Consider the following 25261-nt stretch of genomic DNA (forward strand, 5'->3'; position numbering starts at 1 on the left):
GTTAACGCCTCGGGTAGCGGAAGGGCCCCCTGTTAACTGATCGGTCGCGGGTGACGAGTCAGGTGACGTGGAGGGTGGCCGCGAGGCGGGTCAGGGCGGCGGGTGCGGCGGTAGACCGGGCCACGGCGGCCACCAGGTCCCGGGCCGCCGGCCGGTCGTGCACCTCGCTGCGCGCGGTGCCTTCCGCGGCCAGCAGCGCCCGTCCGGCCCGGGACATCTCGCCGGCCGAAGCGTACGCGCGGGCCACGTCGAGCAGGTATGCGGCCCGGTGCTCGGGCGGTAGCCACCGCCAGCCGTCGCTGGTGAGCAGCCGCTCGTGGCGTACCGTCGCCACTGGAAGGTCTCCACGCGCGGCCTCGACGAGCACGCGGGCCGCCTGCACCGCCGCCGGGCCGAACCCCTCACCGCCGAAGCTCCCCTGGTCGGCGAGCTCAACGGCCTGGTCGACCAGGCCACGAGCGCTCTGGTCGTCGGCCCGAACGGCGGCGGCCAGAGCGGCCTGAAGCAGGAGCGTCCCGCGCAGCGACCCGGAGCGGGCAGCCGGGTCGAGGGGTCCGAGGCGGTGGGCGGCCACGACGGCAGCCCGCAACGCCGCCCCGTTGCGGTCGCAACAACGCAGGGCCTGACACAGGGGTACGGTGGCGACGGCCGCCACCTGCGCATCCTCTGTGGCCAGCGCAGCGGTCATCCCCCGGTCGGCGGCCAACCACGCCAACTCGCCATGATCCACCTTGACCAGTGTCAACGCGATCAGACCATAGACCGGCACCAGCAGCGTGTCGGTGACCCGGCCGATGCGGGCGGCCCGCACGGCGTCGAGCAGACCGGGCAGCAGGGTGAGCAACGCCGGGTAGCGCGCGTGCCGGTAGCTCTGCTTCGCGTGTTCCAGACCGGCCCGTAGCTGCGCGACGTCGGGCGGCCGGGGCGAGGCCGACACGTCATACTGAGCCAACGCGGCCCGGATCCGTTCCACACCGGCGTCGGCCTGTCCCGGCCGCGCGGGCCGTTCGGCGAGGAGGACCTGCACGTCGATCCGAAGAGCGTCGGCGACCTCCCGAAGGTTCGACACTCGTTCCAGCCGACGTGCCCCACGCTCGATCTTGTCGACCCAACTTTTGGACTTGCCGAGCCGGTCGGCGAACTGCTGCTGCGTCATGTTGCGCCGTACCCGCCACTGCGCGACCCGCCGCCCCACCGGCAACTCGTTCACCGCAAGATCCAAATCATCAAGAGCACGAGTACGAGAACCGCGACCCCCACGCGGTGGGCGTACCGCCGCCGGGCCAGCGCGGCACGAGCAGGCCGGGCCGGCCCGAGCACCCGGTCGCCGTCGGGGTGCGGAGGCCGAGCGCCGGGAACCGGGTACGCCGGTGGCAGCGGCCCGTCATGTGGGCGCTCACGCATCTGTTCCTCCTTCCTGTGGGTGCGTTTGTTGTCGTCACAGCCACAACAAACGCACCCAGATCCGGGGTAATGGCGGTGGGGTCAGGAGCAGGGCGGGGAGGGGCAGCACGGGACACCACCCCGCCCGCGTGAAGGCACTCCGTTGCTGACGAGAGAACCTCTGGCACTTCAACTTAGAAGGCTATGCCTGCACAGTCAACAGAGAATGCACGGCGCGTCACTCGGGGTGCGAAGATCAGAGCGCTGACGAGAGGTGATGCCCCATGCCGCAAGCACCGCTATACGAGCAGATCATCGCTGATGTCATGGCCGCAGTCCGCGCGGGCACCCTGAAGCCCGGCCAGAAGCTGCCGTCCATCGCCGAGCTGCGCGAGCAGTACGAGTCGAGTGCCTGGCCCGTCCGATACGCTCTTCGGATCCTGGAGGAGCGCGGCTGGATCGTCACCCGCCAGGGCAAGGGTTCCTTCGTGGCGAACGAGCCGCCCGCCTGACAAAGGCACTGAAACGCAGAACTACCCACCGGTTGTCGCACCTGAGCTACCGGAAACGCTGGTCAGGATCAACTACGTCCAGCGCTTCGACCAGCGGTACCGCAACAGCTACGTCTTCGCCGGCACGCAATTCCCTCGCGCCCCGCCGCCAACGCCTTCGGCCGCACCTACCCGGGTGCCGGGGCGACCATCGGGCAGGGCCTGGTCTACGGCTACATCGTCGGACGGCACGCGGCGGGCAAGCTCCCCGCCGCCGACCAGGCCCCGGAGGACCCGACGGTGGAATAGGCACGGTTTCTGTCGCGATCGTCGCACCCGGGGCCGCCCGGCGTGCCAGCATCCGGCAAGACGCAAGGGGCCGTCGGCGAAGCGGAGAGGAACCGACATGGGTACGTACGCGGTGACCGGCGCGGCCTCGGGCATGGGCCGGGCGTCCGCCGAGCGGCTGCGGCGCGACGGGCACACCGTCGTCGGCGTGGACCTGCGGGACGTGGAGGTCGTCGCCGACCTCTCCACGCCGACCGGGCGCGCGGCGGCGGCCACCGAGGTGCTGGAGCGCGCCGGAGGGCGGCTCGACGGGGCGGTCTGCGCCGCCGGGCTCGGCGGCATCCCCGGCCGGGACCGGGTCGTGCAGCAGGTCAACTTCTTCGGCGTGGTGGAGCTGCTCGAGGCGTGGCGACCGACGCTGGCCGCCGCCGGCAACAGCAAGGTCGTGGTGTTCGGCTCGAACTCCGTCACGCTCACCCCGATGGTGCCGGAGCGCGCCGTGCGGGCCCTGCTCGACCGCGACGCCGGCAGGGCGCTGCGCGTGGTGGGGCGCTTCGGCAAGCGCTCGGCGCCGTTCGCGTACGCGAGCTCGAAGCTGGCGGTGACGCGGTGGGCACGCCGCGCCGCGATCTCGCCGGAGTGGGCCGGCGCCGGCATCCGGGTGAACGTCCTGGCCCCCGGCATCATCGCCACCCCGCTGCTGGAGGAGCAGATCGCCCGGGGCGAGAAGGAGTCGGTCGAAGGGCTGCCGGTGCCGATCGGCGGGCGCGGCAACCCGGCGGACGTCGGCGAGTGGGTGGCGTTCATGCTCTCGCCGGCCGCCGACTTCCTCTGCGGTTCGGTGATCTTCCTGGACGGCGGCTCGGACGCCTACTTCCGCACCGACGACTGGCCCGTCTCGACCGGCCCGGTCGGGGTGCTGCGCTACCTGCGGCGCGCCAAGGCGTGGCGGGCGCGGCGCTGACCGGCGTGGTGGAAGCAGCCCGCAACCGAGCGCGAAAGGATCTCGCACAGTAGGTTGAGGCGGTGAGCGGACGGTTCCCGATCGAAGACGTTTCCCCCGTGGTCGCCTGTGGTCGTTACCCCGCCCGCGCGGTCGTCGGGGAACTCGTGCCGGTGTCGGCGACCGCGTACCGGGAGGGGCATGACGCCCTCGGCTGCAACGTGGTCTGGCTGGGCCCGGACGGGCGGGCGCGGCCGTTCACCCGGATGCGTCCCGGGGAGCCCGGCCGGGACCGGTGGCACGCCACCATCACCCCGGACGCCGTCGGGGAATGGGTCTTCACGGTGGAGGCGTTCAGTGACCCGTACCTGACCTGGCACAACGCGGTGACCAAGAAGGTCGCCGCCGGCCAGGGCGCGGAAGACCTGGCCAACGACCTGGCCGAGGGGGTACGCGTGCTGACCGCCGCCGCCGACCTGGTGCCGGCGGCCGAGCGGGCCCGGATCGAGCAGGCCGTGGCCGCCCTGGGTGACTCGACGTTGCCGCTGCCGCAGCGCAGCGCCCCGGCGCTGGCGCTGGCCGACCTGCTCTGGGCGCACCCGGTACGGGAGTTGGTCACCACCGGCGAGGCGTACCGCATCTGGGTGGACCGGGAGCGGGCCCTGTACTCCGCCTGGTACGAGTTCTTTCCCCGCTCGGAGGGGGCGATCCTGGCCACGGCCGAGACACCGGCCCGTTCCGGGACCTTCACCACCGCGACCGAACGGCTGCCCGGGGTGGCCGCGATGGGCTTCGACGTGCTGTACCTGCCGCCGATCCACCCGATCGGCCGGGTCAACCGCAAGGGCCCGAACAACAGCCTGGTCGCCGGGCCGGAGGATGTGGGTTCGCCGTGGGCCATCGGGGCCGCCGAGGGCGGCCACGACGCCATCCACCCCGATCTGGGTACCCCGCAGGACTTCCGCGATTTCGTGGCCGCCGCCGCCGAACACGGCTTGGAGGTGGCGATGGACCTGGCGTTGCAGTGCGCGCCGGACCACCCGTGGGTCACCGAGCATCCGGAGTGGTTCACCACCCGCGCCGACGGCAGCATCGCGTACGCGGAGAACCCGCCGAAGAAGTACCAGGACATCTACCCGCTGAACTTCGACAACGATCCCGAGGGCATCCGCGCCGAGGTGCTGCGGGTGGTGCGGCACTGGGTCGGCGAGGGCGTGAAGATCTTCCGGGTGGACAACCCGCACACCAAGCCGGTCGACTTCTGGCACTGGCTGATCTGGGAGGTCAAGCGGGTCGACCCGGAGGTGCTCTTCCTCGCCGAGGCGTTCACCCGACCGGCGATGATGCACGGGCTGGCCAAGGTCGGCTTCACCCAGTCGTACACGTACTTCACCTGGCGGACCTCGCCCGCCGAGATGCGGGAGTACTGCGCGGAGCTGGTGGCGGCGGCCGACTACATGCGGCCGAACTTCTGGCCGAACACCCCGGACATCCTGCACGAGAGCCTCCAGCACGGCGGGCCTCCGATGTTCAAGATCCGGGCGGTGCTGGCCGCGTTGCTCTCCCCCTCCTGGGGCATGTACGCCGGTTTCGAGCTGTTCGAGCATGTCGCGCGCCCGGGCGCCGAGGAGTACCTGGACAACGAGAAGTACGAGCTGCGCCCCCGGGACTGGGTGCAGGCCGAGGCGCAGGGGCGGTCCCTGGCGCCGTTCATCGCCACCCTGAACCGGGTCCGCCGGGAGAACCCGGCCCTGCACCGGCTGCGCAACCTGGTCTTCCACGACATCGACAACCCGGCGTTGCTGTGCTGGTCCAAACACGACCCGATCACCGGCAACACCGTGCTGGTGGTCTGCTCCTTCGACTCGCACACGGTGCAGTGGGGCAACACCACACTGGACATGCCGGCCCTGGGCCTGGACTGGCACGACCGGTTCACCGTGCACGACGAGTTGACCGGGGCCCACTACGAGTGGGGGCAGCACAACGCGGTCCGGCTGGACCCGTACCTGCAACCCGCCCATGTGTTCACCCTGCGCCGTCCCGCCGCAGCCGCACCCTCTCCGGCGACCACCACCTCCGCGCCGATCACCACCACCGTGCCCGCCACTGCCGCCGGTCCCCGTGGCGGCACCGCCTCCGCGACGAAGGACGACGCCCGATGGACCAGCTGATCTCCGGGGAGACCCACGACCCGCACGCCGTGCTCGGGGCACACCCGGGCGACGGGCGTACGGTGATCCGCACCCTGCGACGGGGCGCGACCGAACTGTGCCTGCTGGTGGGTGAGCAGCGGTACCCGATGACCCGGGTGCACGAGGCCGGGGTCTTCGAGGCGACCGTGCCCGGCGAGGTGTCCGACTACCGCGTCGAGTGGGACGGGCAGCCGCACGACGACCCGTACCGCCACCTGCCGACCCTGGGTGAGCTGGACCTGCACCTGATCGGCGAAGGGCGACACGAGCGGCTCTGGGAGGCCCTCGGCGCCCGCGTTCTCGACGGCGGGGTGGCCTTCACGGTCTGGGCACCCAACGCCCGGGGGGTACGGGTGGTCGGTGACTTCACCGGCTGGGCGCCCGACGACGGATGGCCGATGCGGTCACTGGGCTCCACCGGGGTGTGGGAGATCTTCGTGCCCGGGGTGCAGAAAGGGGCCCGCTACAAGTACCGCGTCCTCGGCGCCGACGGTCACTGGCGGGACAAGGCCGACCCCCTGGCCGGGTACGCCGAGGTGCCGCCGGCCACCGCCTCGGTGGTGCACCACTCGACGTACGAGTGGGGCGACGCGGACTGGCTGGCGCGGCGGGCCACCCGGCAGCCCCACCAGGAACCGATGAGCGTGTACGAGGTGCACCTCGGTTCGTGGCGGCCCGGCCTCGGCTACCGGGAACTGGCCGAGCAGTTGGCCGGGTACGTGACGGAGCTGGGCTTCACCCATGTGGAGTTCCTGCCGGTGATGGAGCACCCCTTCGGCGGCTCCTGGGGCTACCAGGTGACCGGCTACTTCGCCCCGACCTCCCGCTTCGGTGACCCGGACGACTTCCGTCACCTGGTGGACCGGCTGCACGCCGCCGGCATCGGGGTGATCCTGGACTGGGTGCCGGCCCACTTCCCGAAGGACGAATGGGCCCTGGCCCGCTTCGACGGCACCCCCCTGTACGAGCACCCCGATCCGCGCCGGGGCGAGCACCCGGACTGGGGCACGTACGTCTTCGACTTCGGCCGTCGCGAGGTGCGCAACTTCCTGGTCGCCAACGCGCTCTACTGGCTGGAGGAGTTCCACATCGACGGGCTGCGGGTGGACGCGGTCGCCTCGATGCTCTACCTGGACTACTCCCGCCCCGACGGGCAGTGGCTGCCCAACCAGTACGGCGGCCGGGAGAACCTGGAGGCCATCGCCTTCATGCAGGAGACCAACGCGACCGTCTACAAGCACCATCCCGGGGTGGTGATGATCGCCGAGGAGTCCACCGCCTGGCCGGGGGTGACCCGACCGACCAGTGAGGGCGGGCTGGGTTTCGGGTTCAAGTGGAACATGGGCTGGATGCACGACACCCTGCTCTACACCTCGAAGGACCCGGTCTACCGGCAGCATCACCACCATCAGCTCACCTTCTCCCTGGCGTACGCCTGGAGTGAGAACTACGTGCTGCCGATCAGCCACGACGAGGTGGTGCACGGCAAGGGTTCCCTGCTGACGAAGATGCCCGGCGACCAGTGGCAACGACTGGCCAACGTCCGCGTGCTGCTCGCCTACATGTGGGCGCACCCGGGCAAGCAACTGCTGTTCATGGGCTGCGAGCTGGCCGACGACCGGGAGTGGAGCGAGGAACGCGGCCTCGACTGGTACCTGCTGCACGACCCGGCCCGGGCCGGGGTGCAACGCCTGGTCGGCGACCTCAACCGGGTCTACCGGGACACCCCCGCCCTGTGGGCGCAGGACACCTCCCCCGCCGGTTTCCGCTGGCTGGCCGGGGACGACGTCGCCAACAACACGATCTCGTTCGTCCGGATCGCCCCCGACGGCGCCACCCTGGTCTGTGTGGCCAACTTCTCCGCCCTGCCCCTGGAGGACTACCGCATCGGCCTGCCGGCCGCCGGGGCCTGGGCCGAGGTGCTCAACACCGACGCCCACCACTACGGCGGCTCCGGGGTGGGCAACCTCGGCACCGTGCACGCCGAACCTGTCCCCTGGCACGGGCTCCCCGCCTCGGTGGCGCTGCGCGTCCCCCCGCTGGGCGCCCTCTGGCTCCGCCCCGCCTGAACGGCTGAGCAGACCAGACCGGCTCAGGGCCCACCGACTCAAGGCCGACCGGCTCAGACCAGGCCGGCGCCGCGTAGCAGGGTCCACAGGCCCGCGCCGTCGGGAGCGGAGAGCAACTTCTGTCCCACCGGCCCCTCGGTCGGGCGGTCGTGGGGAACGGGCAGGCTACCGGCGAGCACCGCCTGGGCGGGTGAGAGGCGGCGGATCGCCACGCCGGCCACGTTGTCCGGGTGGGCGGCGGCGAACTCCCGGTAGATCTCCTGGTCGTGCTGACCGTCGTCGCCGACGAGCAGCCAGCGTACGTCGGGGAACTCCTTGGCCAGCCGGGCCAGGGTGGCCCGCTTGTGCTCCCGACCGCTGCGGAACCAGCGGTCCTGGGTGGGTCCCCAGTCGGTGAGCAGCAGCGGCCCCGCCGGGTAGAGGTGCCGGGACAGGAAGCGGGTGAGGGTCGGGGCGACGTTCCAGGCACCGGTGGACAGATAGAACACCGGGGCTCCGGGGTGGGCGGTGACCAGCCGCTCGTACAGCACGGCCATGCCGGGCACGGCGGCCCGGGCGTGCTCGTCCAGGACGAAGGTGTTCCAGGCGGCGAGCAGCGGGCGGGGTAGTGCGGTGACCATCACGGTGTCGTCGATGTCGGAGAGGACGCCGAAACGCACCTCCGGATCCAGGATGCGCACCGGCGCCTCGACCGGTTCGGCGTCCGGCATGCTGATCCGCACCGAGCCCCAGCCGGGAGGCAGATCCGCCTCGACCGTGGTGTCGATGAAGCCGCTGCGGTCGGCCTGTGCCTCGTGCACCACCCCACCGGTCTCGATGGTCACCGTGACGTGCTTGGCCGGCAGGGTGGTGAAGCTGCGCCAGCCTCGGACCTTCTCCAGCCGCCCCCGTTGGCGGGTGTCCGGCCGTCCCAGCAGCACCCGGCACATCACCCGCGCCCAGCCGGGGGCCCCGTACCCGGTGTAGGCGATGATGTTGGTCCGCCAGCCGGTCCGCCGCAGTCGGCGTTCGACCAGTGCGTGCACGGCGTCCTCGATCCGCGCGGCCCGGTGCAGGCTGGGTATGGCCAACTGGCCAGCGGGTGTGGGTGGCACGTCTGCAACCCTGCCACACCCCGCCGACCTCGGCCACGCGAGACCGGGGCTTCTTGATCGTCTGCGGGGTGCATTCCCCCAAGCCGCGACGGCAGACGACACATCAGGAGATACCTGGCAAATACCCCCGAGTCGGCCGCTACCGTGAAACACTCCCGTCGGAACGGCGACGGGGGCGAGGTCGTGCCACGACCAGGGTCGGAAGCACAGCGACGGCGGAGCCGGTGGCAGCCACGGCTGGATCGTCCGGCCCTGGTCGCACTGATCCTCGGCGTACTCGGGGTCGGCTACCGGCTGTACCTGGTGCTGAACACCGTGCCGGTGGCCAACAGCGACGAGGCCACCTTCGGGTTGGCCGCCCTGCACATCGCGCAGGGCCGGGAACATCCGGTCTTCCTGTACGGCCAGCGGTACATGGGCATGTTGCAGTCCTACCTGGCCGCCCCCCTGCTCGCGGTGACCGGGCCGAGTTGGCCGGCGCTGCGGCTGCCGGTGCTCGCGCTCTACGCCCTGTTCCTCTGGCTGATCCACCGGCTGACCCGAAGGATCGGCTCACCCTGGTTCGCCACCATCATCGTCGGGCTGCTGGCGCTGGGCTCCGAGCGGGTCATCCGCGACCAGGTGACGACGGTCGGCGGCCGCCCGGAGGTCAAGGTCGCGGTGCTGGCGATGCTGCTGATCGTGTTGGGGTTGGCCCGGGGCACGGTACGACACCGCTGGTGGGCCGTCGGCGGCTTCGGACTGCTCGCCGGGCTGGCCCTCTGGTCGGACTGGCTGATCGCGCCGTACCTGGCGGTGGCCGGGCTGGCGCTGCTCTGGGTGCTACGCCGGGAACTGTTCGGGTGGGCCGGTCTGCTGCTGGTCCTCGGCTTCGGTGTGGGGATCGCCCCGATGATCCGCGACAACCTGGTGGCCCCACCCGGACAGGACTCCCTGTCCGTGCTGGGTCGGATCAGCGGCACCCAGGGGCCGACCCCGTCGTGGGGGCAACGGCTCGACGGCGGGCTGCTGGAGGGGGTTCCGCAGGCCACCGGGCTGTGTCCGCTGACCGGCTGCGCCCGCTGGCAGGAGTGGTTCGGCCTGCTCTACCCGGTGCTGCTGGTAGTCGCGGCGGTGCTGGCCGGGTTCGCGTACCGGCGGATGACCGGACCGGGCGAGCGGGTGGTCGCGGTGGTGCGCCTGGCCCTGCTCGTCGGCGCGGCGCTGACCCTGCTGGCGTACGTGCGGAGTTCCCTCGCCGCCACCGACCCCCTGGACAACGCCCGCTACCTGTCGGTGCTGCAACTGTCCCTGCCGGCGGTGCTCTGGCCGCTGTGGGTGGCGGCGGTGGCCTGCTGGCGGGGCACGGTCGGCGCGGCGGGGCGGCTGGTCGGCGCGGCGGCCACCGCCGCCCTGGCCGCCTTGGCGGCCACCGCCCTGGTGGTCACGGTGCTGTTCGCCACGGTCGGTGCGGAGCCGGGCCGGGTGCAGGAACGGCAGTCCCGCCAACTCGCGGAGCTGGTCCGGGCCGCCGGGCTGCGCGAGGTGTACGGCGAGTACTGGACCTGCAACCGGCTGGTGTTCAACACCGGGGAGCAGGTGGTCTGCGGGGTGCTCGACAGTGACCTGCGGCCCGGGCAGAACCGTTACCCGGCGTACTGGTGGCGGCTGGCCCGCGCGGCACGGCCCGGATACGTGTTCGAGGCCGGTGGACCGGCGGACCGCCGACTGCGGGAGTTGCTCGGCGACCGGGCGGACGCCGACCTGCTGGCCGAGGTCGGCGGCTTTCGGGTCTACCACCCGCCCACGCCGCTGCGACCGTGGCGGTGAGGAGGGTCGTACGCTGGCCGGATCCCGGCGCGGATGGCCCGGTCCGGGAGGTCGAGGAGTCTGTCGATGCTCATCCTGCTGCCGCCCTCGGAGGGCAAGGCCGAGGTCGGCGCCGGTCGCCGTCTGGACCTGGCCCGGCTCTCGCTGCCGGAGCTGAATCCCATCCGTGAGCAGGTGCTGGCCGCGCTGCTGAGGCTCAGCGACGGGCCTGCCGAGGCGGCGCTGACCGCCCTGGGACTCGGTGCCGGCCAGCACGGTGAACTGCGCCGCAACGCCCGTCTGGAGCGGGCGGCGACCGCACCGGCCGGTCGGATCTACACCGGGGTGCTCTACGAGGCGCTGGACCTGGCCACCCTGCCACCGGCGGCGCATCGGGCAGCGGCCCGGCAGGTGTTGATCAGCTCCGGCCTGTGGGGGGCGGTACGGATCGGTGATCGGATTCCGCCGTACCGTTGCCCGATCGGAGCGCGACTGCCCGGGGTCGGCGCCCTGCCGGCGCTCTGGCGGCCGGCGCTGGGGCCGGCGCTGACCTCGGCCGCGGGTACCAGGCCGGTGCTCGACCTACGCTCGGGTGCCTATGCCACCGCCTGGACCCCCCGGGGTGCGCCGGCCGAACGGACCCTCACCGTACGGGTGCTGCACGAGCGGGAGGTGGACGGCGTACCGGTGCGCTCGGTGGTGAGTCACTTCAACAAGGCCACCAAGGGCCGGCTGGTGCGGGACCTGCTGCTGCACGGGGTCCGCCCGCGCAGCGTCGATGCCCTGGTGGGGGCGCTGCGCGAGCTGAAGTACACCGTCTGCGAGCAGCCCTCGGCACCGGGACGGCCACGTCAGGTGGACGTCGTGGTTTCCGAACTGTAAACAGCCGCAAGATTTCCTCAAGGCTCGACCTGATCGGTACCACCACGCGGCGTCTCGGGTCACTGTAACTACACCCGACACCACGAGGAGGCCCTCCGGGTGGTTGCCGAACCGATTCTGCTCGACCGACACCGCACCCCGTCGACCCTGCCGCCCCTGGACTGGACGACCCTGGCCGACGCCTTCGAGGCGGCCTGTCTGCTGCGCTGTATGCCGCCCCCGGCCACACCCGGTCAACGTAACGCCGGACAACAGCCCAGCCTGCCCACGGCCATCGAGTTCAACCGGGAAGAGGCGGCCCGCCGCACCCGACAACTGCTGGACCGGCTCGGTATCCCGGTACGGCACGAGTTGGCCGTCGGTGGCCTGCGCCGTCGCTACGAACTGCACCGGCTGCACGTGTCCCACGAAGACCGGCTGGAGTACGCGGCACTGATGGAGAACGGCTGGCGTCGGGGCCGACGGGAGCTGCTCGGCGGTCCGGTGCCCGGTGCCTCGACGGCTCGCCGGCAGTGGCGCACCCGGTTGGCCTCCGCTGCCTGGCGGGCCGCTCTGCTGGCCGGTGGACGGCACGTACGGCGACACATCCTCGGCGTACGGATCACCGACCGGGAACTCGCCGCCGTCCTGGTTCGCGGGGCCGCCCTGCTCGACGTACCGGCGCTGCTGCGCGCGGGCACCGGCTGTTACCTGGTCAGTGTCGCCCACGGCCCGGACCGGGATCGCATCCTGCACCATGCCGGCGAGGAGGTGGCCCACCGGCCGGTCGCCTGAGTGAACCACCGGCGGTCTGGACGAACTGCACCGCGGTCGGGACAAACTCCGCCATCCTGGGGTTGCGCCGCAGGGGTCCGGCGGCGCACAGTGCTGCCCGTGACCCGTTCCCGGTATGCCGCCCGAGACCGGCGGCCCGTCGCCAGCGCGGTCGTCCTGGTCGCCGTGCTGCTGGTCCTGCCCGGCCTCAGCGCCTGCCGGGACAATCCCGACGAGCCGGTACGCATCCGCATCGCCACCGGCAGCCCGACCGCCGTCTACCACGCCTTCGGCACCTCCCTGGCCGCCATCCTGAACCGGGAACTGCCGAACGTACGGGCTGAGGTGTTGGTCACTGCCGCCTCGGTGGAGAACGTCCGGCTGCTCAAGGCCGGCGAGGTCGAGCTCGGGTTCACCCAGGCCGACGTGCTGCCGGCCTATCCGGGGCCGGATCCGCCGGTGGTGGCGGTAGCCCGGGTCTACGACGACCTGTTGCACCTGGTCACCACCGCGGACAGCCCAATCCGAAAGCTGACCGACCTGGTGGGTCGGCGGGTGTCCATCGGCGCGGCCGGCTCCGGGACGGAGATCACGGTCAACCGGCTGCTCACCGTGGCCGGGCTGGACGACGCCGAGATGCACCGGGTACAGCTCGGCCTGGACGATTCGGTCAGCGCGCTGCGCCGTGGTGAGATCGAGGCCTTCTTCTTCTCCGGCGGCCTGCCGGTACTGGCCGTGGCCCAACTCGTCGAGAACACTCCCGCCCGCATCGTCGACCTCGGCGAGTGGACGGTGCCGTTGCGCCGGGGCAACCGGGAGGTGTATGTGCCCCGGGACATTCCCCGGTCGGTGTACGGCATCGACCCGGTCACCGCCGTGGCCAACCCCAACTACCTGCTGGTCCGGTCCGACCTGCCGGAGGACCTGGTCCGCCAGGTGACCCGGCTGCTGATGGAGCGCCGCGCTGAGCTGGCCGAAGCCCATCCGGCGGCCGGACGGATCAGCCCCCGTTCCGCGATCGCCACCCCGCCGCTGCCCCTGCATCCGGGTGCCGCCGAGTACTACCGCGACAGCAAACCCTGACCGAGCCGGTCAGGCGGGACGGGCGGCCGACTCCAGCTCGGCGGGTGGTCCGTCGGTGGCGGACGGCTCGTCGAGGGCGGACGGCTCGGCCGGGGTGGAGGGCTCGTCGGGGGCGGGGAACCACAGGGCGGCGACCAGTCCACGGGGCGAGTTCGGCTGCATGGTGAGGCGGCCGTCGGAGGCGTCCACGAGCACGGCCGCGATGGTCAGCCCCAGCCCGGCTCCGTCGACGTTCTGCACCTCCGGGGCCCGCCAGAAGCGTTCCGTAGCCTGGCCGAGCTGACTGCGGGTCATTCCGGGGCCGGTGTCGCGTACCTCCAGGGCGCAGCCGCCGTCGCGGACCGTGACGGTCACGGTCACCTCGCCGCCCGCGCCGCTGAACTTGACCGCGTTGTCGATCAGGGCGTCCAGCGCCTGGTCGATCGCGGTCGGTACGGTCCGGGCGTACACCGGGTCGGAGTTGGCGGTCAGACGCAGGGTGACCGACCGGTACCGAGCCAGGGGCTCCCACGCCGCCACCCGGGACTCCGCCACCGCGACCGCATCCACGATCACCCGCTGGTTCTCCTGGCGCTCGGCCCGGGCCAGGGTGAGCAGGCCGTCCAGCAGCAGGGCCAACCGGTCGGTCTCCTCCAGGGCCAGCTGATGTTCGGCGCGCCCCTGGTCGTCGATCAGGCTGGGCCCGAGTTCCTCCACCCGCAGCCGCAAGGCGGTCAACGGGTTGCGCAGTTGGTGGCTGGCGTGGGCGACGAAGGCCCGCTGTCGGTCCATCACGTCGGAGACCACGTCGGCCATGTGGTTGAAGCTCGCCGCCAGGCGACGCAGTTCGGGCGGGCCGAGTCGGTGCTGCACCCGGGCCCCCCGGTCCCCCTCGGCGATCTCGTGGGTCACCGCGTCGAGTTCGGTGACCGGGCGCAACACCCAACCGGCCAGCCCGAAGGCGGTCAGCACGCAGGCCAGCACGGCGATCAGCCCGGTGCCGGCCAGCAACAGCCACCAGGTCGTCACCGTACGACGGACCCCGTCGGCCGGGCTGGCGGTGATCACCGCCCCGAGCACCTCGCCCCCGTCGTTGATCGGCACCGCCACCACGATCGGCCCGTCGACCCACGGCCAGACCGAGTCGGGCCGGCTGGTCTGCTGTCCGGACAACGCGACGTCCAGCGCCTGGCGGGTGCCCAGGGTCCACTGCCAACCGGGCGACGGGATCACCGCCGCGCCGTCCCGGTCGACCACCGCCGCGTTGATGCTGTACAGCCCCTCATAGCTGGTCAGTTCGCTGGCCAGCGGGCCGGTCGTGCCGTCGCGCAGAGCCGGCCCGGCCAGCGAGGCGAAGCGGGTGGCGTCGGCGATCCGGTCGGCCCGGATCCGGTCGGTCTCCCGGGTGGCCAGCGTCATCGCCAGTGGCGTACCCAAGGCCACCAGCACCAGCACCATCAGCAGCAGATAGCTGATCACCAGGCGGCGTCGCACACCCGGCCCCTCACTCGGCCCGCAGCCGGTAACCGACGCCGCGCACGGTCTCCACCAGGCGAGGGTCGCCCAGCTTGTTGCGCAGTGACCCGACATGCACCTCGACGGTGTGCCGATCGGCGAAGGTGGTCCCCCAGGCGTCGAGCAGAATCCGGTCCCGGGGTACCGCCACCCCGGGCTGCCGGGCCAACGAGAGCAGGACGTCGAACTCCTTGCGGGTCAGCGACACCGGACGGTCGGCCACCGTGACCGTACGGGCCGCCGCGTCGACCCGGACCGTGCCGACCTCGATCAGGGTGCGCTGCGGTGGGGTGTACGAGGCCCGCCGCAGCACCGCCTCGATCCGGGCCTGCAACTCCACCATCGAGAAGGGTTTCACCACATAGTCGTCGGCACCGATGCGCAGGCCGAGCACCCGGTCGCGTTCCTCGCCCCGGGCGGTCACCGCGATGATGCCCAGTTGGCTGCTGCGTCGGCGCAGCTCCCGGCACAGGTCGGTGCCGTCCCCGTCGGGCAGGGTCAGGTCGAGCAGCACCAGGTCGCATGGGGCGGCGCAGAGGGCGGCGGCCACGGTGGCGGCGTGCTCGACCTCGTAGCCGCGCCGGTTCAGCGCCAATGACAGCGCACCGGCCACCCGGCGGTCGTCCTCGACCAGCAGGATCCGCACACCCGGCCTCCCATCAGGTCTGCTGCGCTGCCGAAATGGTTCGGGTTGATGGTGGCAGAAGACCGGCCGGGGTGACAGGCCCGGGGGAGGTTTTGACCTTGTTCAGAGGCCGAAGACCTCATCGGAGGTGGCGTCCCGCACCCCGTCCACGAAACCCTTGAAGGCGGGGTCGTCGTGGCTGGCCGGTACGGTGGTGAAGACCTCGCCGGTGGCCTCGGTGACCGCGTCGATCAGCGGCGGAAAGTCGATCTCGGCGTCGGCCAGGGTGTCGTCGTCGGCCTCACCGAGATTGATCACCTGCTGCACGTCCTCGGCCGGGGTCGCCGGGTCCTCGGCCCACTCGGCACCACGGCGGTAGCACTCGTCGTAGAGCGCGCGTTGGCTGTCCGTCCAGTCCTCGTGGTAGCTGTCCATGCCCACCTCCCGTGTACGACGGCCCTGCCCTGTGAGCATGCCCGCCCCGGCGGCGGACCGGGCGGGTACCGCTCAAGCCGCCGGACCCGGCCGCGCGAATTCCGGCCGGACCGTCGCCGTCGACGGCCCGGCCGCCCCGGTCACCCTCGGACCATGCAGGTGACCGCATTGGGGTGTACGGGCGGTTCGGCGGGCCGCTCGGCGGCCAGGGTGTAGCCGGCCCGCTCGGCGGTACGCAGGGCGAACCGGTTCTGGCTGTAGAAGCAGATCGTGCCCACCTCCAGCCGATCCAGCGCGGCGATCACCTCGTCACGCTCCGGCCGCTCCGCCCTGGGGCCCCCGTTGGCGAACCTGGTCAGCAGCAGCCGGTCCTGGGAGAACTGCGAGTTGATGTCGTACTCGACCAGGAAGAAGTCGCGGGGCAGCACCACCCGGGGCCGGGCGGACATCACCGGGATGGTCCGCATGATGCTCGCCGGGGCGAGCACCAGGCCCGCCGGGCGGTCCAGGTCGATGATCAACTGCGCGATGGCCTGCCGCTCCGGCCGGATCTTCCAGGTCGGCTCGGCGTGCACCAGCACCCCGCTGCGCTCGTCCCACATCGGCACGGCGTAACCGGCGAAGGAGGTGATCATCGCGGCGGCCAGCACCACACCGACCAGGGCCCGCACCACCCGCAGCCGGGTGGGCAGCCAGACGGTGCAGAGCAACCCGATCAGCGCCGGCACGGCCAGCAGCCAGGGGACCCGCCAGAGCACCACCGAGATGCCGGTGACCGCGCTGAGCCACTCCAACACCCCGGGAACCAGCAGTACGCTCAGCGTCAGGGCGCCGCCGGCCGCGAGCAGCGCCGGGGTGCGGCGGCGGGCCAGCAACGCACCACACCACAACGCCAGTCCGCCGATCACCCCCACGATGCCGATCTCGAAGGTCCGCCGGTAGGTGTGCGCGGCGTCGTAGAAGTTGACGTCCGCGGCCGCCTCGTTGGCCGAGGTGCCGAGGACCAGCTGGGTGACGACCACCGCCCCGACCGGGTACGCCAGCGCGGCCACCCCGGCTACCAGCGCGGACTTCCAGCGTCCCACCAGCAGCATCATCAGGGCCGCCCCGCCGACCAGCATCGGCAGGATGATCGCCGCCGTGGTGGTGAGCCCGATCGCGGTGATCGACAACGCCACGATGAGCAGCAGCCCACGCTTGGACCGGTCGTCGAACCAGCGGGTCAGGTACAGCCACATCAACGGCACGACCGCGGAGACGAACATCCCCTTGCCCTGGTAGAGGCGGGGCAGGTGGAAGGTGCCCAGCGCCGCGTCCGGGCCGCAGACCAGGGCCAGGAAGGTCACGGCCACGGTGAAGGCGAGCACCGGGCGGCGCGGGGCCCACCGCTGCACCAGCCGCCACAGCGCCAGCACCGCGAGCACGGCCAGGACGGGCAGCAGCAGGTACCAGGTGGCCGAGGCGGCCGGGATGCCGAAGAACCGGGCGAGGGCCCCGGCGAAGACCTCGATGCTCGCGACCGGGGGCTGGGAGGCCATCGCCGGGAGGACGTTCTCGCTGAACAGGAAGTCGTTGAGGGGGACGTTGTCGCGTTCGGCCACCCACACCGAGCGGCCCACGTAGTAGATGTCGTCCGGGGTGCTGCGGGCCAGGTAGAGCGAGGCCACCGCGGCCACCCCGGCGATCAGCAGGGCGTACGCCGACTGCCAGGCCGTCGTGGCGGGGGCCTCCGACCGGCTGGGCGGAGTGGCGCGCCAGGTCCGCCAGGTCAGCAGCACCGCACCGATCGCGGCCACCAGTCCGGCGGAGCCCGGTACCCACCAGGAGATGCCCGCACCGGCCGGCGTACCGGCCAGACCGGCCGTGATCGCCGCGCCGGTGCCGACCAACAGGGTCAGCGCCGTCCACCACCGCTGGGCCACGCTCATCGGCCTGGCCCGGTCACCGATCGACCCGGTCTGGTCGGTCGACCCGGTCTGGTCGGTCGACCCGGTCTGGTCGGTCGACCCGGTCTGGTCGGTCGACCCGGTCTCGGGCACGGGGCGCGCCGCACTCACCCGGTCCGGGTCCGCCGAGTCCGCCGAGACCGTCGGTTTCGTCGGGTCAGCCAGGTCGCTTGGGTCAGCGGGGTCGTTCGGGTCCGTCGGGTTCGCCGGGTCGGCGGGGGCCTGCTGGTCGGCCGGGCCTTGGGTCGCGCGGCGGCGTCGCCACCGGAGGGTCAGCCGGAGGAGTACGGCGAGCACCGCCAGCACCGATCCGGCGACCAGCCAGATCCGCAGCGTCAGCGAGGGAGCCAGCCCCAGCGGGAGGGCGGCGTGGTAGAGCAGGGTCCAGAGCGCGAACGCCAGCACGGCGCAGTCGGTGAGCAGTGCGGGTATCGCGGCGATGCCGTCCCGGACCCCACCCAGCACGACCCGGATCGGGCTGCGCCGGATCTCGGCGGGTGCGGCCGACTCGTCGGCCGCTGCCGATCGGGATGCGGCGACGGTGTGGGCGGTCAGCGACACGAGGTTCCTTGTCGTCGTACGGGCAGGTGCGGCTGCGCCGGAGGTTCGCCGGGCGGTGGCGCGGGCGAACCCCACCGAGAGTAGTACCGGTGCGGAGAAAACCGGTCATGCCGGGCCCTGAGGGTGGACGCAACCAGCCTTACCCCGGACCCGGCAGGCTCAACCCGAGGTCGGTGCGGGGCGCTGGCGAGGCAGGGGGTCCCCGGCACCCAGCGCCCGCGCCACCGAATCCACGAGGGTCTCCAGGTAGCTGTCGGTGAAGGGGGTACGGGCGATGGCCAGCCGCCAGTACAGCGGCCCCACGATCAGGTCGACCGCCGTGTCGGGGTCGGTCGTGGCCGGCAACTCTCCCCGGTGCACCGCACGAGTGATCAGCCCACCGACGACCTCCTGCTGCCGGGACCGCAGCATCTGCTGGAAGGTCTCGTCGATGGTGGGGTTCCGCGCGGCCTCGGCCAGCAGGTCCGGGATGATCTGCGCGGCCAGTGGGTGGGCCAGGGCGTGCGCCACCACCTGGAACAGCAGAGCCAGATCGCTGCGTAGACCACCGGTGTCCAGGGCGGGCAACCGGGCACCGGCGGCGGCGGTGACCACCTCCAGGACCAGATCGAGCTTGGAGTTCCACCGGCGATAGATCGCCGTCTTGCTGACTCCGGCCCGGCGGGCCACCGCCTCGATGGAGAGCCGGCCATAGCCGACCGCGGCGAGTTCCTGCATCAGGGCCCGGCGGATGGCCGTGGTGATCTCCCCACGGAGCACCGCCGCACCGGCCGGCGCACGCCTCTTCCCGGTCGTCACCTGGGACTCTTCTCGGCTGTCACGCAGGACAATGTACCGCAACGACGGTACGGTTGCGTCCCGACGGTTCTGGGACTACTGTCCACGCAGCGGCGAGGCGACGCTCCGAGTTACGAACACGCTAGATTCCATCGTCGCGAACGCACCCGCCGGCTCGACTAGATCGGAGCGCCCATCCCCATGGCCAACAGCACGCTGGCCGATCCCGACTCCGGCCTGCCTCCGGCCCAGCTGGCCGCCCGGTACGGGCTGCGCATGGCCGGTCAACGCCCCTCCCTGGGCAGCTACACCCGCCACCTCTGGCGCTACCGGCACTTCATCACCGCGTACGCCAACGCCAAGCTGGCGGCCTCGTTCAGCAACGCCCGCCTGGGGCAGCTCTGGCAGGTACTCACCCCGCTGAGCAATGCGGCGGTCTACTACCTGATCTTCGGTCTGATCCTTCAGCAGAGCCGAAACATCGACAACTTCATCGCCTACCTGACCGCCGGGCTGTTCATCTTCAACTTCACCCAGACCAGCGTGCAGCAGGGCACCCAGGCGATCAGCGGCAACCTGGGGCTGATCCGGGCCCTGCACTTCCCCCGGGCCTGCCTGCCGCTGGCCATCACCATCACCCAGTTCCAGCAGTTGCTCGGCTCGATGGTGGTGCTGATCGCCATCGTGCTGGTCACCGGCGAGCCGATCACCCTGATGTGGCTGATGCTGGTGCCGGCGGTGCTGCTCCAGACGGTCTTCAACGCCGGGCTGACCATGACGGTGGCCCGGCTGGGCGCCAAGGCCACCGACCTCAAGCAGGTGATGCCCTTCATCCTGCGGACCTGGATGTACGGCTCCGGGGTGCTCTACAGCGTCCAACTGTTCGCCGAGAACCTGCCGGGCTGGGCCACCGCCATCGTGCAGTTCAACCCGATGCTGGTCTACATCGAGCTGGCCCGGGTGGCGCTGCTGGAGAACACTCCCCTGCTCAACGACTCCCTGCCGGTGACCTGGCTGGTCGCGATCGGCTGGTCGGTGCTGGTGGGTGTCGGGGGTTACCTTTACTTCTGGCGCGGCGAACAGGAGTACGGCCGTGGTTGATCACCTGGCGATGTCCAACGACGTGACGGTCACCCTGCCCCGGATCCAGGAGCGGATCCCGACGGTGGTGGTCGACGACGCGCATGTCGTCTACCGGGTGCACAAGGGTGCCGCCGGCAGCCACAGCCCGGTGGCCGCGCTGCGGCGGTTGGTGACCCGTACCTCGACACCGAACGTGCGCCAGGTGCACGCGGTGCGGGGGGTCACCTTCACCGCGTACCGGGGCGAGGCCATCGGGTTGATCGGCACCAACGGCTCCGGCAAGTCGACCCTGCTGCGGGCCATCGCCGGGTTGCTGCCGGTGGAGCGGGGAGCGGTCTACACCGAGGGCCAGCCCTCCCTGCTCGGGGTGAACGCGGCCCTGCTCAACGACCTGTCCGGGGAGCGCAACGTCACACTGGGTTGCCTGGCCATGGGCATGGCCCCGGACGACGTGCAGCGCCAACTGCCGGAGATCATCGAGTTCTCCGGGATCAACCAGCGGGGCGACTTCGCCTCCCTGCCGATGCGCACCTACTCCTCCGGCATGTCGGCCCGGCTGCGGTTCTCCATCGCCGCGGCCAAGCAGCACGACGTCCTGCTGATCGACGAGGCCCTGGCCACCGGCGACAAGCGGTTCCGCAAGCGCAGCGAGGCCCGGGTACGGCAGTTGCGGGAGAACGCCGGAACGGTCTTCCTGGTCAGCCACCAACTCTCCTCGGTACGCGACACGTGTGAACGGACGATCTGGCTGGAGTCCGGATTAATCCGGATGGATGGCCCCACAGCCGAGGTTTTGAAGGCGTACGAGGCATTCACCAACGGGAAGTAGAGTTTCGGCGGATGTCCGGCGTCGTCCGGGCGACAACGCCGCACCAGGGTGCTCCGCACCCGCGTTATCGTTCATCCCGTCGCCATGCCGACGAGACATTCCAGCCATGCACGACATCGCAGCCATGCACCGAGAGCGAGGACCGGCAATGACGCAGGACCAGACCACCGATTCGGGCACCACGCCGCAGCACGCGGCACCGTGGCGACCCTCACGGACGGTGGCCGTGGTGCTGGCCGGCGGTACCGGTACCCGGCTCGGCCTCGGCATCCCCAAGCAGCTGTTGAAGATCGCCGGTAAGCCGATCATCGAGCACACCCTGGCCGTCTTCGAGGCCGCACCGGAGATCGACGAGATCATCGTGCTGATGGCCAGCGGTCACGTCGCCGATGCCCAGCAGATCGTGGACAAGGCCGGCTTCCGCAAGGTCACCAAGGTCATCGAGGGTGGGGACACCCGCAACGCCACCACCCGCATCGCCCTGGACGCGGTGGGCGAGCAGGACTGCAACATCCTCTTCCACGACGCGGTACGGCCCCTGCTCAGCGGCCGGATCGTGCGGGAGTGCGTGAACGCCCTCTGGACCTACCCGGCGGTCGACGTGGCCATCCCCTCGGCCGACACGATCATCCAGGTCGACGAGAACGAGTGCATCACCGACATCCCGGTGCGATCCACCCTGCGCCGGGGGCAGACCCCGCAGGCCTTCCGCTCCAGCACCATTCGGGAGGCGTACCGGCGGGCCGCCGGCGACCCGAACTTCGCCGCCACGGACGACTGCGGTGTGGTGCTGCGTTACCTGCCCGAGGTGCCGATCAAGGTGATCGACGGCTCGGACGAGAACATCAAGGTCACCCACCCGGTCGACGTACACCTGGCCGACAAGCTCTTCCAGTTGGCCGCCGCCAAGGTGCCCCGCCTGGCCGACCAGCGCGCCTACGGCGACGAGGTCTCCGGCCGCACGATCGTCGTCTTCGGCGGCAGCTACGGCATCGGCCACGACCTGACCGAGCTGGCCCGGCGCTACGGCGCTCAGGTCTTCCCCTTCAGCCGTTCCAGCACCGGCACCCATGTCGAGCGCCCGGCCGACGTCGAGGCCGCGCTGCGGACCGCCTTCGAGGCCACCGGCCGCATCGACCACGTGGTGGTCACCGCCGGCATCCTGGAGAAGGGCGCCCTGGCCGAGATGGACCAGGAGACCATCGACCGGGTACTCCAGGTCAACTTCGTCGGCCCGGTCACGGTGGCCCGCCAGGCGCTGCCCTACCTTCAGCACACCAAGGGCCAGTTGCTGCTGTACACCTCCAGCTCCTACACCCGGGGCCGGGCGGACTACGCCCTCTACTCGGCGACCAAGGCGGCCCTGGTCAACCTCACCCAGGCCCTGTCGGACGAGTGGGCCGAGCTGGGCGTACGGGTCAACGTGATCAACCCGGAGCGGACGGCCACCCCGATGCGGACCAAGGCCTTCGGCGCGGAGCCCGAGCACACCCTGCTCGCCGCCGAGATCGTCGCCCAGGCCTCCCTGGACGTGTTGATCTCGGATCTCACCGGCCAGGTGATCGATGTCCGCCGCCCGCCGGGCGAGGCCTCGGGTGCCGTGGTGCCGGCCCAGGGCAGCCGCCAGAACAGCAGCGCCCCGGTCGCCTGACCGACCCACGACGACCCGGAAGGCAACACCGAGATGCGTGGTGACCTGGTCAGGAAGCTGGCCGCCCGGGGCCTGGCCACCGGGGCGGCAGTCCTGGCGTTCATCGTGGTCGCGCTCACCGGCGCGACCACCTGGGGACTCGGACTCTCGCTGCTCGCCCTCGCCGCCACGGTCTGGGAACGTCGGGTCCGCCCCGGAGCCGACGGGGTCGCGGAAACCACTCTGATCGCGGCCGGGGTGCTGGTCGGCTACTCCCGGCAGCTCGACGCCGGCTTCGATGTGGCCCTGACCGGCACCGCCGGGATCCTGCTGGGGCTGATGGTGCTCACCGGCCCGCTGCGCGAGGCGGGGAACCTGGAGTTGCTCGCCGCCAACCTCCCGGTACGCACCTGGGTACCCCGGATCACCGCCCGCCTCGGCGAGGTGGTGGCCGGGCTGCTCGCGGTGTTGGCCCTGGCCGCGCTGGCGGGACTGCCCGCCACGGTCGCCCTGGCGGCCAGCCTGCTGGCCGGTGGTGCCGTGGGGGCGGTCGCCGGCAAACTGGTCATGCGGCGGCTGCGTCCCGGCACCGGTGGCTCCCCGGTCACCCGGGAGTTGCGCCGGCACCAGCCGGAGTTCCTGCTGTACTTCTCCGCTCCCCCCGGTTCGGAGTACCAGGTCACCATGTGGCTGCCGCACCTGGAGCGGATCGGTCGGCCCTTCGTGGTGATGTTGCGGGAGCCGGAAGCGTTGCCGGTCATCGCCGCGAAGACCACCGCCCCGGTGCTCTACTGCCCGACCCTGCGCAGCATGGACGAGGTGCTGGTGCCGAGCCTGCGGGTGGCCTTCTACGTCAACCACGGCGCCAAGAACAGCCACTGCCTGCGCTTCACCCAGCTGACCCATGTGCAGTTGCATCACGGCGACAGCGACAAGGCCTCCAGCGCCAACCCGGTGTCGGCGATCTTCGACCGGATCTTCGTCGCGGGCGAGGCGGCCATCGACCGGTACGCCCGCGCCGGGGTGGACATTCCGGCCGAGAAGTTCGTGGTGGTCGGCCGCCCTCAGGTCGAGGCCATCGAGGTACGTACCGGCCCGGTCCGCCGCCTGCCGAACCCCACCGTGCTCTACACCCCCACCTGGACCGGGCACCACGCCGACGCCGACTACTGTTCCCTGCCGTTCGCCGAGACCCTGCTGACCCGGCTGCTCGACCGGGGCGCCACGGTGATCGTGCGGCCCCACCCGTACACCGCCCACAACCCGGCCTCGGCCCGCCAGTTGGGGCGGCTGCACGACCTGCTGGCCGCCGACCGGGCCCGCACCGGTCGCCCGCACCTGTTCGGTGCCGCCGCCGGCGCGCTGACCCTGGCCGAGTCGGTGAACCGCGCGGACGCCCTGATCTCCGACGTCTCCGGGGTGGTGTCCGACTGGCTGCACTCCGGCAAGCCGTACGCGGTCACCGACACCGGGGTCGACGGCGACCGGTTCCTGGAACGGTTCCCGCTGGCCGCCTCCGGTTACGTACTGCGTCGGGACCTGACCGAGGTGGACGAGGTGCTGACCCGACTGCTGGACACCGACCCCCTGGCCGAGGCCCGATGGGCCACCCGCCGCCGGTACCTGGGCGACTTCCCGACCGAGACGTACGCCGAGGCGTTCCTGACCGCCGCCCGGCGCGAACTGGACCCGCACTGGGCCGCCCCGGCCCCCCGGTCCGCCAGCGACGCCCCGTTCTCCCCCGCCACCTGAGCGAGGCCGCCGCCGGGTACCGGCCCGGCGGCGGCCGGCTCAGTTTTGAACACTGTGGACGGTGCCCGACGGTCGCTCGCGGCGCTGTGCTCCAATGAGGGCCATGATTATCCAGCGCGTCGTCGCCGTCGTTCTGCTGCTGTACTGCTTCGTGGGGATGGTCCTCTCGCGTGTCTATCCGTTCATGGACGACTGGCCCGAACTGGCGGAGACGGCGATCGCGATCAGCAGCGCAGTGGCAGGAGTGCTCGGGGTGGTCCTGTGGTTACGCAAGTCCCCCGACCATGCCTCCCCCGAGCAGGCCGGCGACGGCGAACGCTCCTGACCGGGACCGGTCACCGTACGGCGTCGAGCAGCGCCAGTACCGCCGCCGGATCCTCGACATGGGCGTTGTGACCGAGCCCGGGCAGGGTCACCACCGGTACGCCGTACTGCTTGAGCTGTGTCTCGGAGACCATCGGGTCGTGCTCGCCACGGGCCAGCAGCACCGGCGCCTCGATCCTGGCCAGCAGGGTGGCCAGGTCGGGCTCGCCGACGCCGAAGGCGGCCGGGTCCATCGCCAGCCGCCACCGGCCGTCCACCTGCCGCAGCCCGGCCGCCACGGCCGGATCATCGGGGCTGAGCAGATCGGCCAGGCCGGCTACCCGCAGATACCGTCGGGCCGCCTCGTCGCGGCTGTCGAACCAGGTGACCGGGCGGGCCGCGAGATCACCGGCGCGAGCCAGTTCCGCCGGGGACCAGACCGCCTTGATGCCGAGCCCGACCACCGCCTCGACCGTGACCGCCCGATTCGCGGCGGCCAACGCCAGACCGACCACCCCGCCGAGGGAGTGGCCCAGCACGATCACCCGGTCGCCGGGGTGCAGGCCGGCGGCGACCTGGTCGGCGAGCCCGGCGAAGGAGTACCCCGACAGCGGAGGCGACGCGCCGTGGCCGGCCAGATCCGGTGCCGCCCACCGCCCGGGCCAGCGCTGATCCAGCAGCGGGGCCGAGGGCAGCCACACGTCACCGCTGGCGCCCATGCCGTGCAGCAACAACAGCATCGGCGAGCTGGCCCGCCCATCCGACTCCGTGATCATGTCAGGCAGTCTGCCACCGCCCGCACCGGCCGGGCGAGAGCCACGACCGGGATACGACACCGGGCGCCGACCCCACTGGGG

The 25261-nt window shown here is 71.6% G+C and carries 21 protein-coding genes; 13 read left to right on the forward strand and 8 right to left on the reverse strand.

Annotated features, from left to right (window positions below; all coding sequences use genetic code 11):
* Positions 1–58: 58 nt before the first annotated feature.
* Entirely contained in the window at positions 59–1210 is a 1152-nt protein-coding gene (locus ACLQ2T_RS11835; protein WP_425766053.1) for a helix-turn-helix domain-containing protein, read from the reverse strand.
* A 457-nt stretch (positions 1211–1667) separates the two neighbouring features.
* Between ACLQ2T_RS11835 and ACLQ2T_RS11840 the strand changes: the two genes are divergently transcribed.
* The 4 genes from ACLQ2T_RS11840 (at position 1668) to glgB (ending at position 7369) form a co-directional block, all read left to right on the forward strand.
* On the forward strand, positions 1668–1895 hold the full coding sequence (locus tag ACLQ2T_RS11840) for a winged helix-turn-helix domain-containing protein (protein ID WP_357530859.1): 228 nt from the start codon (positions 1668–1670) through the stop codon (positions 1893–1895).
* 385 nt (positions 1896–2280) lie between these two features.
* Positions 2281–3126 (forward strand): SDR family oxidoreductase, encoded by an 846-nt coding sequence (locus ACLQ2T_RS11845; RefSeq protein ID WP_425766054.1) that lies wholly within the window; start codon positions 2281–2283, stop codon positions 3124–3126.
* 62 nt (positions 3127–3188) lie between these two features.
* A complete protein-coding gene (locus ACLQ2T_RS11850) occupies positions 3189–5279 on the forward strand; it encodes an alpha-1,4-glucan--maltose-1-phosphate maltosyltransferase (protein WP_425766055.1) in 2091 nt (696 codons plus the stop codon).
* Positions 5267–7369 (forward strand): 1,4-alpha-glucan branching protein GlgB, encoded by a 2103-nt coding sequence (gene glgB, locus ACLQ2T_RS11855; protein ID WP_425766056.1) that lies wholly within the window; start codon positions 5267–5269, stop codon positions 7367–7369. The genes ACLQ2T_RS11850 and glgB overlap by 13 nt, the downstream gene beginning before the upstream one ends.
* A gap of 53 nt (positions 7370–7422) precedes the next feature.
* On the opposite strand, the gene ACLQ2T_RS11860 is transcribed toward glgB, so the two are convergent.
* Positions 7423–8463 (reverse strand): App1 family protein, encoded by a 1041-nt coding sequence (locus ACLQ2T_RS11860; protein ID WP_425766057.1) that lies wholly within the window; start codon positions 8461–8463, stop codon positions 7423–7425.
* A 183-nt stretch (positions 8464–8646) separates the two neighbouring features.
* Here ACLQ2T_RS11860 and ACLQ2T_RS11865 point away from each other — a divergent pair, with 183 nt between their 5' ends.
* The 4 genes from ACLQ2T_RS11865 (at position 8647) to ACLQ2T_RS11880 (ending at position 12969) form a co-directional block, all read left to right on the forward strand.
* Positions 8647–10272 carry an ArnT family glycosyltransferase gene (locus tag ACLQ2T_RS11865; RefSeq protein ID WP_425766058.1) on the forward strand — a complete coding sequence of 542 codons (1626 nt, stop codon included), beginning with the start codon at positions 8647–8649 and terminating at the stop codon, positions 10270–10272.
* 66 nt (positions 10273–10338) lie between these two features.
* Positions 10339–11133 carry a peroxide stress protein YaaA gene (yaaA, locus tag ACLQ2T_RS11870; RefSeq protein WP_425766059.1) on the forward strand — a complete coding sequence of 265 codons (795 nt, stop codon included), beginning with the start codon at positions 10339–10341 and terminating at the stop codon, positions 11131–11133.
* A gap of 99 nt (positions 11134–11232) precedes the next feature.
* Positions 11233–11907 carry a hypothetical protein gene (locus tag ACLQ2T_RS11875; protein WP_425766060.1) on the forward strand — a complete coding sequence of 225 codons (675 nt, stop codon included), beginning with the start codon at positions 11233–11235 and terminating at the stop codon, positions 11905–11907.
* A 99-nt stretch (positions 11908–12006) separates the two neighbouring features.
* A complete protein-coding gene (locus tag ACLQ2T_RS11880) occupies positions 12007–12969 on the forward strand; it encodes a TAXI family TRAP transporter solute-binding subunit (protein ID WP_425766061.1) in 963 nt (320 codons plus the stop codon).
* A gap of 9 nt (positions 12970–12978) precedes the next feature.
* Here the strand turns inward: ACLQ2T_RS11880 and ACLQ2T_RS11885 are convergent, their stop codons facing one another.
* The 5 genes from ACLQ2T_RS11885 to ACLQ2T_RS11905 form a co-directional block, all read right to left on the reverse strand.
* Complete coding sequence (locus tag ACLQ2T_RS11885; protein WP_425766062.1) at positions 12979–14442, reverse strand: sensor histidine kinase; 1464 nt, start codon at positions 14440–14442, stop codon at positions 12979–12981.
* Between the two features lie 10 nt (positions 14443–14452).
* On the reverse strand, positions 14453–15109 hold the full coding sequence (locus ACLQ2T_RS11890; RefSeq protein WP_425766063.1) for a response regulator transcription factor: 657 nt from the start codon (positions 15107–15109) through the stop codon (positions 14453–14455).
* Between the two features lie 102 nt (positions 15110–15211).
* Positions 15212–15523 (reverse strand): hypothetical protein, encoded by a 312-nt coding sequence (locus ACLQ2T_RS11895; protein ID WP_425766064.1) that lies wholly within the window; start codon positions 15521–15523, stop codon positions 15212–15214.
* Positions 15524–15663: 140 nt separating this feature from the next.
* Positions 15664–18030 carry a DUF6077 domain-containing protein gene (locus tag ACLQ2T_RS11900; RefSeq protein ID WP_425766065.1) on the reverse strand — a complete coding sequence of 789 codons (2367 nt, stop codon included), beginning with the start codon at positions 18028–18030 and terminating at the stop codon, positions 15664–15666.
* A 159-nt stretch (positions 18031–18189) separates the two neighbouring features.
* Entirely contained in the window at positions 18190–18789 is a 600-nt protein-coding gene (locus tag ACLQ2T_RS11905) for a TetR/AcrR family transcriptional regulator (RefSeq protein ID WP_425766275.1), read from the reverse strand.
* A 219-nt stretch (positions 18790–19008) separates the two neighbouring features.
* Between ACLQ2T_RS11905 and ACLQ2T_RS11910 the strand changes: the two genes are divergently transcribed.
* The 5 genes from ACLQ2T_RS11910 (at position 19009) to ACLQ2T_RS11930 (ending at position 24426) form a co-directional block, all read left to right on the forward strand.
* A complete protein-coding gene (locus ACLQ2T_RS11910; RefSeq protein ID WP_425766066.1) occupies positions 19009–19908 on the forward strand; it encodes an ABC transporter permease in 900 nt (299 codons plus the stop codon).
* 10 nt (positions 19909–19918) lie between these two features.
* On the forward strand, positions 19919–20719 hold the full coding sequence (locus tag ACLQ2T_RS11915) for an ABC transporter ATP-binding protein (RefSeq protein ID WP_425766276.1): 801 nt from the start codon (positions 19919–19921) through the stop codon (positions 20717–20719).
* 148 nt (positions 20720–20867) lie between these two features.
* On the forward strand, positions 20868–22370 hold the full coding sequence (locus ACLQ2T_RS11920) for a D-ribitol-5-phosphate cytidylyltransferase (protein WP_425766067.1): 1503 nt from the start codon (positions 20868–20870) through the stop codon (positions 22368–22370).
* A gap of 33 nt (positions 22371–22403) precedes the next feature.
* The gene (locus ACLQ2T_RS11925; RefSeq protein WP_425766068.1) at positions 22404–24101 is read left to right on the forward strand and encodes a CDP-glycerol glycerophosphotransferase family protein; all 1698 of its coding nucleotides are present in this window, start codon (positions 22404–22406) and stop codon (positions 24099–24101) included.
* Positions 24102–24204: 103 nt separating this feature from the next.
* Entirely contained in the window at positions 24205–24426 is a 222-nt protein-coding gene (locus ACLQ2T_RS11930) for a hypothetical protein (protein WP_425766069.1), read from the forward strand.
* 10 nt (positions 24427–24436) lie between these two features.
* Here ACLQ2T_RS11930 and ACLQ2T_RS11935 read toward each other — a convergent pair whose 3' ends face one another.
* Positions 24437–25180: an alpha/beta fold hydrolase gene (locus ACLQ2T_RS11935; protein ID WP_425766070.1), complete on the reverse strand. Its 744-nt coding sequence runs from the start codon at positions 25178–25180 to the stop codon at positions 24437–24439.
* Between the last annotated feature and the right edge of the window lie 81 nt (positions 25181–25261).

Source organism: Micromonospora sp. DT229, assembly GCF_049844505.1.
Taxonomy (GTDB): Bacteria; Actinomycetota; Actinomycetes; order Mycobacteriales; family Micromonosporaceae; genus Micromonospora.

Bases quoted from the DNA above. Each gene is read 5' to 3' on its own strand.
- ACLQ2T_RS11930 (WP_425766069.1), top strand. From the start codon at position 24,205: ATGATTATCCAGCGCGTCGTCGCCGTCGTTCTGCTGCTGTACTGCTTC.
- ACLQ2T_RS11925 (WP_425766068.1), top strand. From the start codon at position 22,404: ATGCGTGGTGACCTGGTCAGGAAGCTGGCCGCCCGGGGCCTGGCCACC.
- yaaA (WP_425766059.1), top strand. From the start codon at position 10,339: ATGCTCATCCTGCTGCCGCCCTCGGAGGGCAAGGCCGAGGTCGGCGCC.
- glgB (WP_425766056.1), top strand. From the start codon at position 5,267: ATGGACCAGCTGATCTCCGGGGAGACCCACGACCCGCACGCCGTGCTC.
- ACLQ2T_RS11910 (WP_425766066.1), top strand. From the start codon at position 19,009: ATGGCCAACAGCACGCTGGCCGATCCCGACTCCGGCCTGCCTCCGGCC.
- ACLQ2T_RS11915 (WP_425766276.1), top strand. From the start codon at position 19,919: ATGTCCAACGACGTGACGGTCACCCTGCCCCGGATCCAGGAGCGGATC.
- ACLQ2T_RS11840 (WP_357530859.1), top strand. From the start codon at position 1,668: ATGCCGCAAGCACCGCTATACGAGCAGATCATCGCTGATGTCATGGCC.
- ACLQ2T_RS11845 (WP_425766054.1), top strand. From the start codon at position 2,281: ATGGGTACGTACGCGGTGACCGGCGCGGCCTCGGGCATGGGCCGGGCG.
- ACLQ2T_RS11895 (WP_425766064.1), bottom strand. From the start codon at position 15,523: ATGGACAGCTACCACGAGGACTGGACGGACAGCCAACGCGCGCTCTAC.
- ACLQ2T_RS11935 (WP_425766070.1), bottom strand. From the start codon at position 25,180: ATGATCACGGAGTCGGATGGGCGGGCCAGCTCGCCGATGCTGTTGTTG.
- ACLQ2T_RS11920 (WP_425766067.1), top strand. From the start codon at position 20,868: ATGACGCAGGACCAGACCACCGATTCGGGCACCACGCCGCAGCACGCG.